The following is a 13,090-nucleotide window of genomic DNA, read 5'->3' as shown; positions in this document are numbered from 1 at the left end:
ACAGCACATGGCCCGCATCGAGAAAATTGAACTTTGCATGGTCGACCTGCCGCCGAAGGTGAAGCGGACCGACGCGATCCAGAGCTTTGTCAGCCAGGAGACGCCGATCATCACCATCACCGATTCCGACGGTGCCGTCGGTACCGGCTATAGCTACACGATCGGCACCGGCGGCTCGTCCGTCATGCGGCTGCTATCGGACCATCTCGTGCCGCTGCTGATCGGCGAGGATGCCGATTGCATCGAAGCGATCTGGCATAAAATGGAATTCGCGACGCATGCGACGACCATCGGCGCCATTACCGCGCTGGCGCTTGCCGCCGTCGATACGGCACTTTGGGACCTACGCGCCAAGAAGCAGAAACTGCCGCTCTGGAAGCTTGCCGGCGGCGCCAAGGATCGTTGCCCGCTTTATACAACAGAAGGCGGCTGGCTGCATATCGAGAAAGAAGCCTTGGTCGAGGATGCCCTGCAGGCAAAGGCCAGGGGTTTCTCCGGTTCGAAGGTGAAGATCGGCAAGCCGCATGGATCGGAGGACTACGATCGGCTTTCAGCGATGCGCCTGGCGCTCGGCTCCGGTTTCGAGATCATGACGGATTGCAATCAGGGCTTCACGGTCGATGAGGTCATCCGTCGTGCGGCGCGGTTGAAGGAGCTCGATCTCGCCTGGATCGAGGAGCCGCTGCCATCAGACGATCTCGACGGCCACATCCGTCTGACGCGCTCGACGCCGACACCGATCGCGGTCGGCGAATCCATCTATTCCATCCGGCATTTCCGCGAATACATGCAGAAAGGCGCCTGCTCGATCGTCCAGATGGACGTTGCCCGCATCGGCGGCATCACGCCCTGGTTGAAGGTGGCGCATGCGGCTGAAGCCTTCGACATTCCCGTGTGCCCGCACTTCCTGATGGAGCTGCATGTCAGCCTCGTCTGCGCCGTGCCGAACGGCAGATATGTCGAATATATCCCGCAGCTCGACGATCTCACCACCAAGGGCATGGAGATCGTCGACGGCAAGGCGATTGCGCCCTCCGAACCCGGCATTGGCATCGCCTGGGATTGGGAGGCGGTAAAGGCACGCTCGATCGATGAATTCACGAGAGAGATTCACGGCTGAAGGAGGATAGGACCATGCAACGGATGGGGATGGTGATCGGTCTGGAGCCGTCGAAGGTCGAAGAATACAAGCACTTGCATGCGGCTGTCTGGCCCGAGATCCTGGCTCTGATTTCCGAGTGCAACATCACCAACTATTCCATTTTCCTGAAAGAGCCGGAGAATCTGCTTTTTGGCTATTGGGAATATGTCGGCACGGATTTCGAGGCTGATATGGCCAAGATGGCCGCGAACTCGAAAAACCAGGAATGGTGGTCCGTCTGCATGCCTTGCCAGAAGCCGCTCGATACCCGCAAGGAAGGCGAGTGGTGGGCTATGATGGAAGAGGTGTTTCATCATGGTTGAGATGAGGGAGCATACCTTCTCCCCCACGGGGAGAAGGACGCGCGGAGCGCGGGTTGAGGGGGCGTTACCGGGCGAACTTCGCCTCTCGCTCTTCGCTCAATGCGGCTCCGCACGTGCCGCGCCACCCCCTCATCCGACCCTTCGGGCCACCTTCTCCCCGAGGGGAGAAGGGAAGGTTGCCGCAAACGCCGGAGACATCCGATGACCTTCGATCCCACATCCCTCCGCCAATGGTGGCCGAAGCCCACCACGCCGCGCCCCATCGTCATCTTCGGCGCCGGCAGCATCGTCGGCGACGCACATCTGCCGGCTTACAACAAGGCAGGCTTCCCGGTTGCCGGTGTCTATGATCCGCATGGGGAAAAGGCAAAAGCCTTGGGGGATCAATGGGGCATCCGCGCCTTCGCGTCCGAGGCGGAAGCGTTTGCCGTTGAAGGTGCAATCTTCGATCTGGCGACCCCGCCCGCTGCCCATGCCGCTATCCTCGCCAAGCTGCCACGCGGTTCTTTCGCGCTAATTCAGAAGCCGATGGGCAGTGATCTCGCTGCGGCGACGGAAATTCTCAGGGTGTGCCGGGAGCGCGACATCAAGGCAGCAGTCAATTTCCAGCTTCGGTTCGCGCCGATGATGCTGGCGCTCTACGACGCGGTTGAGAAGGGCTACCTGGGCGAGGTGGTCGATTTCGATGCATGGCTGGCACTTGCGACGCCTTGGGGGCTCTGGCCGTTTCTCAAGGGCCTGCCACGCATCGAGATTACCATGCACTCGATCCACTATCTCGACTTCATCCGGGGCCTGCTCGGCAATCCCGAGGGCGTCCATGCCAAGACGATCGGCCATCCGAACCATCAGGTGGCGCAGACGCGCACGGCTGCGATCCTCGACTATGGCGACAAGGTGCGCTGTGTGCTCTCCGTCAACCACGACCATGATTTCGGCCGTAAGTTCCAGGCCTGCGAATTCCGCATCTCCGGCACCAAAGGCGCGGCCTATATCAAGCTCGGCGTCAATCTCGACTATCCGCGCGGCGAGCCGGACGAGCTATGGATTCGGCCGGCCGGCGGCAGGGATTGGGTCGAGGTGAAGCTCGAAGGCGCCTGGTTCCCGGATGCCTTCCTCAACCGCATGGCCAATCTGCAGCGCTTTGCCTCGGGCGAGGACGAGACATTGGTCGGCTCCGTCGAAGATGCCTGGCAGACCATGGCGCTGGTCGAGGCCGCCTACCAGTCGAGCGCCTTTCCCGCGACGCCGATCGCAGAACTTCCAAAGGCTTGAGGAATGGCAGAACAAACCATCTATTTCGAAGACTATGAGCTCGGTAACGTCCGCACGACGACCGGGCGGACGATCACCGAGACCGATTTCGTCGTCCATGCCGGCCATACCGGCGATTTCTTTCCGCATCATATGGATGCGGAATTCGCCAAAACCTTGCCCGGCGGTCAGCGCATCGCCCATGGCACGATGATCTTTTCGATCGGCGTAGGCCTGACCGCATCGCTCATCAACCCCGTCGCCTTTTCCTATGGCTACGACCGGCTGCGCTTCATTCGCCCCGTCCATATCGGTGACACGATCCGTACACGGGTGACGATATCGGCGAAAGAGGACGATCCGAAACGTCCGGCGTCCGGTCGCGTTGTGGAGCGTTGCGAAGTGCTGAACCAGCGCGGCGAGGTCGTACTCGCCGCCGACCACATCCTGATCGTCGAGCGCAAAGCGGCAAACTGAGAGAGAATGATGGCGAAACTCAAGGGAATGACCTGGTCGCATCCGCGCGGCTACGATCCGATGGTGGCTTGCTCGGCCATCTGGAAGGAAAAGACTGGCGTCGAGGTCGACTGGGAGAAGCGCTCGCTGCAGGATTTCGAAACCTTTCCCGTCGAAGAGCTGGCTGCCGCCTACGATCTCATCGTCATCGATCATCCGCATGTCGGCCAGATCACTCGTGAGGACTGCCTGTTGCCGCTTGACGATGCCGAGCATGCCGAGGAGCTTGCTGCAATCGCCGCTGGCACGATCGGGCGCTCCTATCCGAGCTATAATTGGCAGGGCAGGCAGTGGGCATTTCCGCTTGATGCGGCAACGCAGGTTCAGGCTTACCGGCCGGATCGGTTGAGCGGCCCGATCACCGATCTGGCCGAGATCGTATCGCTAGCAGCCAAGGGCAAGGCGATCCTGCCGATGCGGCCGCCGCATGTGCTGATGACTTTCTTCACGCTTGCGGCGCATCTCGGCACGCCTTGCAGCGTCGAAGGGCCGGAGTGCATCGCCAGGGCGGATGGGGAAGCCGTGCTCGACTGGATGGCGCGGCTCGTCGACGGCATCGACCCCAAATGCTACGACATGGACCCGATCGCCGTCTTCGATCTCGTGAGCCAGCCGGATTGCCCCTATGAGGTCGTTCCCTTCGCTTATGGCTATGTCAGCTATTCCTTTGCCGGATTCAGACCAGCGCGCCTAGCCTTCGCCGACATGCCGGTGATCGATGGCCGTGCGCCCAAGGGCTCGGCACTTGGCGGCACCGGTATTGCCGTTTCGGCCCGGACGCAGATGCCCGAGCAAGCCAAGACCTTTGCGCGCTGGATCGCCAGCGGGCCGGTACAGGTAAGCGCCTATGCCAGCGGCAACGGCCAGCCTGGCCATGCCGATGCCTGGGTGAGCGACACCGTCAACAGGCCGGCGCTCGATTTCTACCGCAATACGCGCGCCACGCTGGAGGGCGCCTATGTCCGGCCGCGTCACGATGGCTACATGGCTTTCCAGAGCGAAGCTTCTGATATTATTAACAATGGACTGCGCACGGCCGAGCGGCATACAGTCCTCATCGACAAGCTCAACCGGCGCTTCGCGCAATCGTTCGAAAGCTAGGGCAAGGCGGCTCTAGCTGTTTGTTTTCGCATGATCTTATCCGCAAGCAACCACGCATTTTCGCTTCGTGGCCTTTCGGTCCCGGGATCATGCCCTGGAGGAAAGGATCAGGATTATGGGTCACGGATTGGAAGGCAAGAAGGTCGTCATCACGGCGGCGGGACAGGGTATCGGCCGTGCAACGGCGGAGCGTTTCATTTCGCTCGGCGCGCATGTGTTCGCCACCGACATCAACGAGCAGACGCTTTCGACGCTGGAAGGCGCCAGCAAGCATGTGCTGAACGTGCTCGATAGCGCCGCGGTGAAGGCTTATGCCGACGAACTCGGCCCGATCGACGTGCTCTTCAACTGCGCCGGCTTCGTGCATGCCGGCACTATCCTCGACTGCGAAGAGAAGGATTGGGATTTCTCCTTCAATCTCAATGCCAAGGCGATGTACACGACCTGCCGTACCTTCCTGCCGGGTATGCTCGAGAAGGGCAAAGGCTCGATCGTCAACATGTCCTCGGTCGCCTCCAGCGTGAAGGGCGTGCCGAATCGCTTCGCCTATTGCGCCTCCAAGGCAGCCGTGATCGGCCTCACCAAGTCTATCGCCGCCGATTTCGTGGCCAAGGGTATCCGCGCCAACGCCATTTGCCCCGGCACGGTCGACAGCCCGTCGCTGCATGAGCGCCTGCGCGCCACCGGCGATTATGAAAAGGCCATGACCGACTTCATCGCCCGCCAGCCGATGGGTCGCATCGCCGATGCCAACGAGATCGCCGCGCTGGTGACCTATCTGGCCGGCGACGAGGCGGGCTTCACCACCGGTCAGATCCACGTCATCGACGGTGGCTGGACGGCTTGAACCAGCGCCTTTCCCGATAGCGGAGGCCTCGCATCGCGGGGTCTCTTTTCGTTTGCCACTTCCGTCAGGGAATCTATATCTGATAGATATTTAGCGAACGGGAGAGCGGCATGCGCATGGACGGACAGCACCATCGTTCCAGGGCTGCCGTGCTGCTGCACAAGCATCAGGTGATTCTGGTCAGCGTCACGGCCGGCATCGTATCCTTCCTGCTTCTGACCTCGCGTGCGTTGAATGCGAGCAACGTGCTCATTGGCTGGAACGCTACCGCCATCGTCTATATCGCCTTTAGCCTGTACCGGATGCTCACATCCGATGTGCATCGCATCCGCAAGCGTTCGGCTGATCTCGATTTTTCGGATGCCGTTCTGCTGTTCCTGTCGATCGCTGCCGCACTTGCCAGTATCGGCGGCATCGCTCTGGATCTGCTCGGCGTCAAGGAAGCGCCGCCGGAGGTGGCGCTTTTCCGCGTGGCGATGGCGATCGTGACGATCCTGGTTTCCTGGGTGTTTCTGCACATGCTTTTCACGGTCCACTATGCGCACCGCTTCTACCGCGGTTCGGGCAAGGGGCAGGGATTGATATTTGCCGAGCCGCTAGAGGAGCCGATCTATTGGGATTTCCTCTATTTTTCCTTCACCATCGGCGTCGCCGCCCAGACGGCCGATATCGGCGTATCTACCGTCAGCATGCGCAAGCTGGTGCTGCTGCATTCCATCCTGTCGTTCCTGTTCAATACGACCATCCTGGCGCTTGCAATCAATGTCGGGGCGAGCCTGGTGTAGCTCGCCCTCCAAAGCACTGTTGAGGCATTATACGTTTAGAGCACGGCGTGACCGGCCATCACCGCCATGATCAGGAATACTATGAAGATGATCAGGAAGATCGCGAACAGCACCCGCGCGATCGTCGCGGTTGCGGCCGAGACGCCGGAAAAGCCGAAAAACCCGGCGATTAGCGAAATCACGAAGAATATCAGGGCCCATTTCAGCATCAGGAAATCTCCTCTGCGTTGCGCCTAATGAAGACGCAGAACAGGAGAAATTGTTCCGATGCCGTTTTGATTGCCGCGGTGATGGACCTATCGCTTTAGCTAGAGGACCACATCTCTCTGATAAGAAAAATGGAGTGTCCGGATATGCCGCACCAGCCGGCCCTTCGCATGGCTCCGGGCGTTCGGCGGCAATCGACCCGCTGGGTCAATTGCTTCGGTTACACCGACCGCCCTCACCCTCACCCATGGTTGATCATGACGTGCCGAACGGCGGTGTAGTCTTCGATCGCATAGACTGACATGTCCTTGCCATAGCCGGATTGCTTCAGGCCGCCATGCGGCATTTCGTTGACCAGCATGAAGTGGGTATTGATCCAGGTGCAGCCATATTGCAGGCGGGCGGCGGTTTGCATGCCGCGGCTGATGTCCTTGGTCCAGACGGAGGAGGCAAGGCCGTAATCGCTGTCGTTGGCCCAGGCGACCGCATCATCGGCGCTGGTGAAGCGGGTAACGGAGACGACGGGACCGAACACCTCGCGACGAACGATCTCGTCGTCCTGTGTGGCGCCGGCAACCACCGTCGGGGCATAGAAGAAGCCGCGATCGCCAGAGGTCCTGCCGCCGGTGGTGATTTCCATGTGCTTGTGTTCGGCGGCGCGGGTGACGAAGCTTTCGACGCGGTCTCGCTGGCGCTTGGAGATCAGCGGGCCGATTTCGTTTTCCGTGTCGTCGCTCAGATTGAACTTGATGCTGGAGACGGCCGAGGTCAGGTCGGCGACGAAATTGTCGTAGATCTTGGCGTCGGCATAGATGCGGCAGGCTGCGGTGCAATCCTGGCCGGCATTGTAATAGCCGAAGGTCCTAATACCGGCGACGACGGCATCGATATCGGCGTCGTCGAAGACGATGACCGGGGCCTTGCCACCAAGTTCGAGATGGGTGCGCTTCACCGTTTTGGCAGCGGCCTGCAGCACTTTCTTGCCGGTGGCGACGTCGCCGGTGATGGAGACCATGCCGATTTTCGGATGGTTGATCAGGGCATTGCCGACGCTTTCGCCACGCCCGAGGATAACGTTGACCACGCCCTCAGGCAGGATGTCCGAAAGCAGCTTTGCCATCTTCAGCGCCGTCAGCGGCGTCTGTTCGGAGGGCTTGAAGACGACGGTGTTGCCGCCGGCAATCGCCGGCGCCAGCTTCCAGGCCATCATCATCAGCGGATAGTTCCACGGCGCGATCGAGCCGACGATGCCGATCGGATCGCGGCGGATCATCGAGGTGTGGCCTGGCAGATATTCGCCGGCAACCGGCCCGTGCATGTTGCGCACCGCGCCGGCGAAGAAGCGGTAGCAATCGACGATCGCGGGGATTTCGTCGTTGAGGACGGCGTTGATCGGCTTGCCGCAGTTCAGCGCTTCCAGCGTCGCAAAGCCTTCGGCATCCTTCTCGATGGCATCGGCGATCTTCAGAAGATAGGTGGAGCGCTGGGCGGGTGTCGTCTGCGACCAGCTCATGAAAGCCTTTTCGGCGGCGTCGACGGCAATGTCGATCTGGCTGAGCGAGGCTTCCGGCAGGTTGAGCACCGTCTCGCCCGTCTTCGGGTTGAGGATATGCTCTTCCGTTTCCGTACCGGCCTCAAAGCGCGAGCCGATCAGCATCTGGGTGTCCATAATTATCTCCCTTTCATTTGCCGCCGCCGGCGATCTGATCGCCGTCGCGGGTAAGATAGTAGGCTGCCAGGATCGGCAGGAAGGTAACGAGCACCACGACCATGGCGACGACATTGGTGACGGGGCGCTGGCGCGGGCGGATCAGCTCTTCCAGCATCCAGATTGGCAATGTCATCTGCTGGCCGCCGGTGAAGGTGGTGACGATGACTTCGTCGAAGGAAAGCGCAAAAGCGAGCATGCCGCCGGCCAGCAGCGCCGTGCCGATATTCGGCAAGATGACATGGCGGAAGGTCTGGAAACCGTCGGCGCCGAGGTCCATCGAGGCTTCGATCAGCGAACCGGAGGTGCGGCGGAAGCGGGCGACAGCGTTGTTGTAGACCACGACGACGCAGAAGGTGGCGTGGCCGAGAACGATCGTCCAGACCGAGAACGGAATATCGAACAGACTGAAGGCCGAGCGCAGCGCAATACCGGTGATGATGCCCGGAAGCGCGATCGGCAGGATGACCAGCAGCGAGATCGCCTCGCGGCCGAAGAATTTCGTCTGGCTGACGGCGGCGGCGCAGAGGGTGCCGAGCACGAGAGCGATCGCCGTCGCGACGGTCGCTACCTGCACCGATAGCGCCAGGGAAGACCAGACATCCGGCCGGTTCCAGGCAACGCCGAACCATTGCAATGTAAAGCCCGGTGGCGGCCACTGATAACTCTTCTCCTCCGTCGTGAAGGCATAGACGAAGATCAGCAGGATCGGCAGATGCAGGAAGAGCAGCCCGCAGGCGGCGGCGATCTTCAACGGCAAGGAAGCCTGTTGGCTGTGATCAGAGCGCATCGAAAGCTCCCTGTTTCTTGGCGATCCAGAGATAGATCGCCATGATGACGATCGGCACGACCGAGAAGGCGGCAGCGAGCGGCACGTTACCCGCCGTGCCCTGCTGCGCATAGACGGCCTGGCCGATAAAGAGGCGCGACGAGCCGATGATCTGCGGGATGATGTAGTCGCCAAGCGTCAGCGAGAAGGTAAAGATCGAGCCGGCGACGACGCCGGGCAGTGCCAGCGGCAGCAGCACGGTGCGGAAGGTCTGGTTCGGGGTCGCGCCGAGATCGGCGGACGCCTCGAGGAGATTGGCAGGCACGCGCTCAAGGGCTGCCTGTGTCGGCAGGATCATATAGGGCAGCCAGATATAGACGAAGACGAGGAAGGTGCCGATATAGCTCACAGACAGCGAATTGCCGCCGACGACGGGCAGGTTGAGCACGCCGTCGAGCAGCCAACCGAGGTAGAGCCTGTCGAAAAGCCAGGTCAAAATGCCTTCCTTGGCGAGGATCAGCTTCCAGGCATAGACCTTGACCAGATAGCTCGACCAGAGCGGCAGCATGACGCCGAGATAGAACAGCGCCTTCCATTTTCCCTTGGCGTAGCGCGCAGCATAATAGGCGATCGGAAAGGCGACGAAGGAGGAGGCGATGGTCACCAGCGCCGCCATGATGACCGTGCGGATGATGATGTCGAAATTGGCGGAATTCAAAAGCTGCGCATAGGTCGCGAGCGTGAATTCGTAATTCACCATCCCGGAGAAGTCGTCGATCGAGAAGAAGCTCTGCAACAGCAGCGCGATCAGCGAGCCGATATAGATGATGCCGAGCCAGAGCAACGGCGGCGTCAGCATCAGGAAGAGCAGCAGTTTCGGGCGGCGCCAGAGGAGATCCGAGAGGCGGCCGAAGAAACCGCCCCTGCGTGGCAGGATCGAAGTGGCCGCGGGTGCGGCGATGGCGGCTGATATCATGCGGCATCGTCCATGTAATGAATGTCGGCAGGCAGCCAGGCGATGCGCACCGAGGCGCCGGTGTCGGGAATAGGTTGGCCGGCGGGCAGAGTGACATGCATGCGCGTGCCCTGCGCTTCAACCGAAAGCCGGGTGGCGGCGCCGAGGAAGCTCGTCGCCTGCACCGTCGCCGGAACGCCGGCATCCTCGGTCAGTCGGATCGCCTCAGGCCGCAGGCTCGCCCAGCGTCGTTCGCCGCCGAGCGATGACATCATTTCGGGAGCAATCACATTGGAGGAGCCGACGAAATCGGCGACGAACCGGGTCTTTGGCCGCTGATAGATATCGTGCGGCGTGCCCTCCTGCACGATCCTGCCGTTGTTGAAGACGGCGACGCGGTCGGCCATGGAGAGTGCTTCGCCCTGATCGTGGGTGACGAAGACGAAGGTGATGCCGAGCGCGCGCTGCAGGCTCTTCAGCTCTTCCTGCATCTGCTCGCGAAGTTTCAGGTCCAGTGCGCCAAGCGGCTCATCGAGCAGCAGCACTTTCGGCTTGTTGACGAGGGCACGGGCGAGCGCCACGCGTTGACGCTGGCCGCCGGAGAGTTGGCCTGGGCGGCGGGTGCCATAACCCGGGAGCTTCACCAGTTCGAGCGCTTGTTCGGCTGCCCTCAGCCTTTCGGCCTTGCCGATGCCCTTGACCATCAGCCCGTAGGCGACGTTGTCGAGGATATTGAGATGCGGAAAGAGGGCGTAGTCCTGAAAGACAGTGTTGACGTTGCGACGATAGGGCGGCACGCCCTCGGCGGTTTCGCCGAAGATCTCGATATGGCCGCTGGTCGGCTGCTCGAAACCGGCAATCAGCCTGAGACAAGTGGTCTTGCCGGAGCCGGAGGGGCCGAGCATGGCAAAGAACTCACCGGACGCGATCTCCAGATCGACGCGATCTACGGCGCGGACCTGGCCGAAATGGCGCGATACCTGCTGAAAACGAACGGCGGTCATGGGATGCTCCCGGATATGCGGAGGTGAAGGGCATATTGTTCCATCGCGCCTCTTCGTTTTTGGAAGAGGCTCGGTGAGGCCGATGAGGGGCTTCCGATATTAGGCCCCTCATCGTCCCGATGCGATCGCGCTCTTTAGGCTGGAGAGGCAATCGCCATGATCGGCGTGAACTATCTGCCCCCAATCACGCCGATATAGTCTGAAACCCAGCGGTGGTATGGCACGCATTCGCTCTCCGTGGTGCACTTGGCGACCGGGGTTTTCCAGAACTTGATCTTGTCGAAATGGTCATAGCCGTTGGTGGCGCAGCCGCTGTCGGTCAGGAGCTCGTCGCCCTTGCAGGCGTCTGGAACCGAGGGGACGGCGCCGAACCAGGCGGCGGCGTCGCCCTGCACCTTGGCCTGCAGCGAATGTTCCATCCACATATAGGCGCAGTTCGGATGCTCGCTGTCAGCATGCAGCATGGTGGTGTCTGCCCATCCGGTCGTGCCTTCGTCCGGGAAGGTCGAGCCGATCTTCTGCTTGTCCGCCTGCAGCAGGTTTACTTGGAACGGCCAGGAGCCGGAGGCGACGACGCCTTCGTTCTTGAAGTCATCCGTCTGGATCATCGCGTCGTGCCAATAGCGGCTGACGAGCTTTCGCTGGCCGCGCAGAAGGTCGAGTGCGGCCTTGTATTGGTCTTCATTGAGCTCGTAGGGGTCCTTGATGCCGAGTTCCGGCTTGTGAGCCATCAGGTAAAGCGCTGCATCGGCGATATAGATCGGCCCGTCATAGGCCTGGACGCGGCCCTTGTTGGACTTGCCGTCCGGCAGGGTCATTTCCTCGAAAACGACATTCCAGCTCTTCGGTGCCTGACCCTTGAAGGCGTCGGTATTGTACATCAGCACGTTCGGTCCCCAGAGATAGGGCACGCCGTAGTGGACGCCGTTAACGGTATGCCATGGCGCATTTTTCAAACGTTCGTCCAGGTTTTTCCAGCTCGGGATCAGATCGATGTTGATCGGCTGGACGCGCTTGCCGGCAACCAGGCGCAGCGACGCGTCGCCTGATGCCGTCACGAGATCGAAGCCGCCCTCGTTCATCAGCGCCACCATTTCATCGGAAGTGGCGGCGGTCTTTACGCTGACCTTGCAACCTGTGTCCTTCTCGAATTGGGTGACCCAATCATAATTCTTATCGCTCTCACCGCGCTCGATATAGCCGGACCAAGCAACGATGCTGACGGCACCTTCGCCTTTGCCGAGCGTCTTCAGCGGCTCAGCGGCGATGACCTGCGTGGCGAAACCTAAACATGCGAGCGCTGCCGTGCATGATTTCAGCAGATGCTTCATCAAACTCTCCCGGTTCTTGAGCCAGTTGGTATTCGGAGCCAGTTTCTGGCGTTTTGTTCCCGGAGAAAAGGTGACGCTATTTTGCCGTATTCGCAAATTCATTTATCAGAAAGGCGATATCGGAATTTCCGATAGATATTACCGTTGACGGCCGGAGCGCATGGCTTCGGCAATGCCGACGAAATCGCGGGCTGCCTGTGGCAGGCTGGAACCCTTGCGCCAGACCATGCCGACTTGTACGACCGGCAGCGCGCCGGAGACGTCGCGGCTTTCGATCCGGTCGCCTTCAAGCGACCAGGGGCGGTAGACGAGGTCCGGCAGCAGGGCGACGCCGGCACCCGTAGCGACCAAGCTGCGCACCGCCTCGACGGAGCGGGTGCGGAAGGCGACATGTGGGCGTGCGCCGAGCGCTGTCAGCAGCTTGCCGGTATTCTCCTCGATCTCGTCGATGGTCAGCATGATCAGCGGTTCGCGGGTGATGTCGGCGACACTGATGATATCGGCGGACACCAGGGGATGACCCATGGGTAGCCACAGGCGATAGGGCGAAGTCTCAAGGATTTCCGCCTGCAGCGCCATGCGATCGCGCAGGTTGGAAATGACCATAACGGCGACATCGAGTTCGCCGCCGACCAAAAGGTGTTCGAGATAACCGCCATTGTCCTCGATGGCGCTGACTTCGACCCCGGGGCAGGCGCGGCGATAGCGCGCCAGGAGATCGGACAGCACATAACCTGCGACGAGTGAGGTAACCCCGATGTTCAACGTGCCGCCCGCCGCATTCTGCTGGCTGGAAAAACTGGTGCGCGCGTCGGAGACGGTCGCGAGGATTTTGGTGGCGTGACGCAGGAACTGGTGGCCGTTATGGGTGATGGAGAGCCCGCGCGGATGGCGGTCGAAAAGCTCGACGCCAAGGTCGCTTTCCAGCTCCTTCAGGGCTTCGGTGACCGAGGATTGGGAGATCGACAGGTTCTGCGCCGCGCGGGTAATGGAGCCCTGTTCAGCCACGGCGACGAAGTATTGAAGCTGTCTCAAAGTGAAGGCCATGCCTCAGTTAGAGCATGGCTGTGGCGTGTAAGGCAAGAACCGGCATCGGTTTGAAAGGCTTGGACCTTTTTTGGTAACGGAAATGCGAGCGGCGCAAGATTC

The 13,090-nt window shown here is 60.9% G+C and carries 14 protein-coding genes; 7 read left to right on the top strand and 7 right to left on the bottom strand.

Going from position 1 to position 13,090, the window contains the following annotated elements; genetic code table 11:
• The first annotated feature begins 7 nt into the window (after window positions 1-7).
• The 7 genes from QA646_RS13450 (at window position 8) to QA646_RS13420 (ending at window position 5,967) form a co-directional block, all read left to right on the top strand.
• The gene (locus tag QA646_RS13450; protein ID WP_283055933.1) at window positions 8-1,120 is read left to right on the top strand and encodes a mandelate racemase/muconate lactonizing enzyme family protein; all 1,113 of its coding nucleotides are present in this window, start codon (window positions 8-10) and stop codon (window positions 1,118-1,120) included.
• 14 nt (window positions 1,121-1,134) lie between these two features.
• Window positions 1,135-1,464 carry an L-rhamnose mutarotase gene (locus QA646_RS13445; protein WP_283055932.1) on the top strand — a complete coding sequence of 110 codons (330 nt, stop codon included), beginning with the start codon at window positions 1,135-1,137 and terminating at the stop codon, window positions 1,462-1,464.
• A 201-nt stretch (window positions 1,465-1,665) separates the two neighbouring features.
• Window positions 1,666-2,739 (top strand): Gfo/Idh/MocA family oxidoreductase, encoded by a 1,074-nt coding sequence (locus QA646_RS13440; RefSeq protein ID WP_283055931.1) that lies wholly within the window; start codon window positions 1,666-1,668, stop codon window positions 2,737-2,739.
• A 3-nt stretch (window positions 2,740-2,742) separates the two neighbouring features.
• On the top strand, window positions 2,743-3,195 hold the full coding sequence (locus tag QA646_RS13435) for a MaoC/PaaZ C-terminal domain-containing protein (protein ID WP_283055930.1): 453 nt from the start codon (window positions 2,743-2,745) through the stop codon (window positions 3,193-3,195).
• 6 nt (window positions 3,196-3,201) lie between these two features.
• Complete coding sequence (locus tag QA646_RS13430; RefSeq protein WP_283055929.1) at window positions 3,202-4,335, top strand: extracellular solute-binding protein; 1,134 nt, start codon at window positions 3,202-3,204, stop codon at window positions 4,333-4,335.
• A 115-nt stretch (window positions 4,336-4,450) separates the two neighbouring features.
• Window positions 4,451-5,182, top strand: a complete 732-nt coding sequence (locus tag QA646_RS13425; protein WP_283055928.1) for an SDR family oxidoreductase — start codon at window positions 4,451-4,453, stop codon at window positions 5,180-5,182.
• A 110-nt stretch (window positions 5,183-5,292) separates the two neighbouring features.
• Window positions 5,293-5,967: a DUF1345 domain-containing protein gene (locus QA646_RS13420; RefSeq protein WP_283055927.1), complete on the top strand. Its 675-nt coding sequence runs from the start codon at window positions 5,293-5,295 to the stop codon at window positions 5,965-5,967.
• Window positions 5,968-6,002: 35 nt separating this feature from the next.
• Here the strand turns inward: QA646_RS13420 and QA646_RS13415 are convergent, their stop codons facing one another.
• From QA646_RS13415 to QA646_RS13385, 7 genes are all read right to left on the bottom strand, one after another.
• Entirely contained in the window at window positions 6,003-6,176 is a 174-nt protein-coding gene (locus QA646_RS13415) for a DUF1328 domain-containing protein (RefSeq protein ID WP_283055926.1), read from the bottom strand.
• 239 nt (window positions 6,177-6,415) lie between these two features.
• A complete protein-coding gene (locus QA646_RS13410; RefSeq protein ID WP_283055925.1) occupies window positions 6,416-7,843 on the bottom strand; it encodes a gamma-aminobutyraldehyde dehydrogenase in 1,428 nt (475 codons plus the stop codon).
• A 13-nt stretch (window positions 7,844-7,856) separates the two neighbouring features.
• Entirely contained in the window at window positions 7,857-8,672 is an 816-nt protein-coding gene (locus tag QA646_RS13405) for an ABC transporter permease (RefSeq protein WP_283055924.1), read from the bottom strand.
• Window positions 8,662-9,627, bottom strand: a complete 966-nt coding sequence (locus QA646_RS13400) for an ABC transporter permease (RefSeq protein WP_283055923.1) — start codon at window positions 9,625-9,627, stop codon at window positions 8,662-8,664. The genes QA646_RS13405 and QA646_RS13400 overlap by 11 nt, the downstream gene beginning before the upstream one ends.
• Window positions 9,624-10,610 (bottom strand): ABC transporter ATP-binding protein, encoded by a 987-nt coding sequence (locus QA646_RS13395; protein ID WP_283055922.1) that lies wholly within the window; start codon window positions 10,608-10,610, stop codon window positions 9,624-9,626. The genes QA646_RS13400 and QA646_RS13395 overlap by 4 nt, the downstream gene beginning before the upstream one ends.
• Window positions 10,611-10,780: 170 nt before the next feature.
• A complete protein-coding gene (locus QA646_RS13390; protein ID WP_283055921.1) occupies window positions 10,781-11,941 on the bottom strand; it encodes an ABC transporter substrate-binding protein in 1,161 nt (386 codons plus the stop codon).
• A 138-nt stretch (window positions 11,942-12,079) separates the two neighbouring features.
• Window positions 12,080-12,988: a LysR family transcriptional regulator gene (locus QA646_RS13385; RefSeq protein WP_283055920.1), complete on the bottom strand. Its 909-nt coding sequence runs from the start codon at window positions 12,986-12,988 to the stop codon at window positions 12,080-12,082.
• Window positions 12,989-13,090 lie beyond the last annotated feature (102 nt).

It is taken from the genome of Rhizobium sp. CB3090, from assembly GCF_029714285.1.
GTDB lineage: Bacteria > Pseudomonadota > Alphaproteobacteria > Rhizobiales > Rhizobiaceae > Rhizobium.
This window is presented reverse-complemented; position numbering and strand designations above follow the sequence as displayed.

Bases quoted from the DNA above. Each gene is read 5' to 3' on its own strand.
- QA646_RS13450 (WP_283055933.1), top strand. From the start codon at position 8: ATGGCCCGCATCGAGAAAATTGAACTTTGCATGGTCGACCTGCCGCCG.
- QA646_RS13445 (WP_283055932.1), top strand. From the start codon at position 1,135: ATGCAACGGATGGGGATGGTGATCGGTCTGGAGCCGTCGAAGGTCGAA.
- QA646_RS13440 (WP_283055931.1), top strand. From the start codon at position 1,666: ATGACCTTCGATCCCACATCCCTCCGCCAATGGTGGCCGAAGCCCACC.
- QA646_RS13435 (WP_283055930.1), top strand. From the start codon at position 2,743: ATGGCAGAACAAACCATCTATTTCGAAGACTATGAGCTCGGTAACGTC.
- QA646_RS13430 (WP_283055929.1), top strand. From the start codon at position 3,202: ATGATGGCGAAACTCAAGGGAATGACCTGGTCGCATCCGCGCGGCTAC.
- QA646_RS13425 (WP_283055928.1), top strand. From the start codon at position 4,451: ATGGGTCACGGATTGGAAGGCAAGAAGGTCGTCATCACGGCGGCGGGA.
- QA646_RS13420 (WP_283055927.1), top strand. From the start codon at position 5,293: ATGCGCATGGACGGACAGCACCATCGTTCCAGGGCTGCCGTGCTGCTG.
- QA646_RS13415 (WP_283055926.1), bottom strand. From the start codon at position 6,176: ATGCTGAAATGGGCCCTGATATTCTTCGTGATTTCGCTAATCGCCGGG.
- QA646_RS13410 (WP_283055925.1), bottom strand. From the start codon at position 7,843: ATGGACACCCAGATGCTGATCGGCTCGCGCTTTGAGGCCGGTACGGAA.
- QA646_RS13405 (WP_283055924.1), bottom strand. From the start codon at position 8,672: ATGCGCTCTGATCACAGCCAACAGGCTTCCTTGCCGTTGAAGATCGCC.
- QA646_RS13400 (WP_283055923.1), bottom strand. From the start codon at position 9,627: ATGATATCAGCCGCCATCGCCGCACCCGCGGCCACTTCGATCCTGCCA.
- QA646_RS13395 (WP_283055922.1), bottom strand. From the start codon at position 10,610: ATGACCGCCGTTCGTTTTCAGCAGGTATCGCGCCATTTCGGCCAGGTC.
- QA646_RS13390 (WP_283055921.1), bottom strand. From the start codon at position 11,941: ATGAAGCATCTGCTGAAATCATGCACGGCAGCGCTCGCATGTTTAGGT.
- QA646_RS13385 (WP_283055920.1), bottom strand. From the start codon at position 12,988: ATGGCCTTCACTTTGAGACAGCTTCAATACTTCGTCGCCGTGGCTGAA.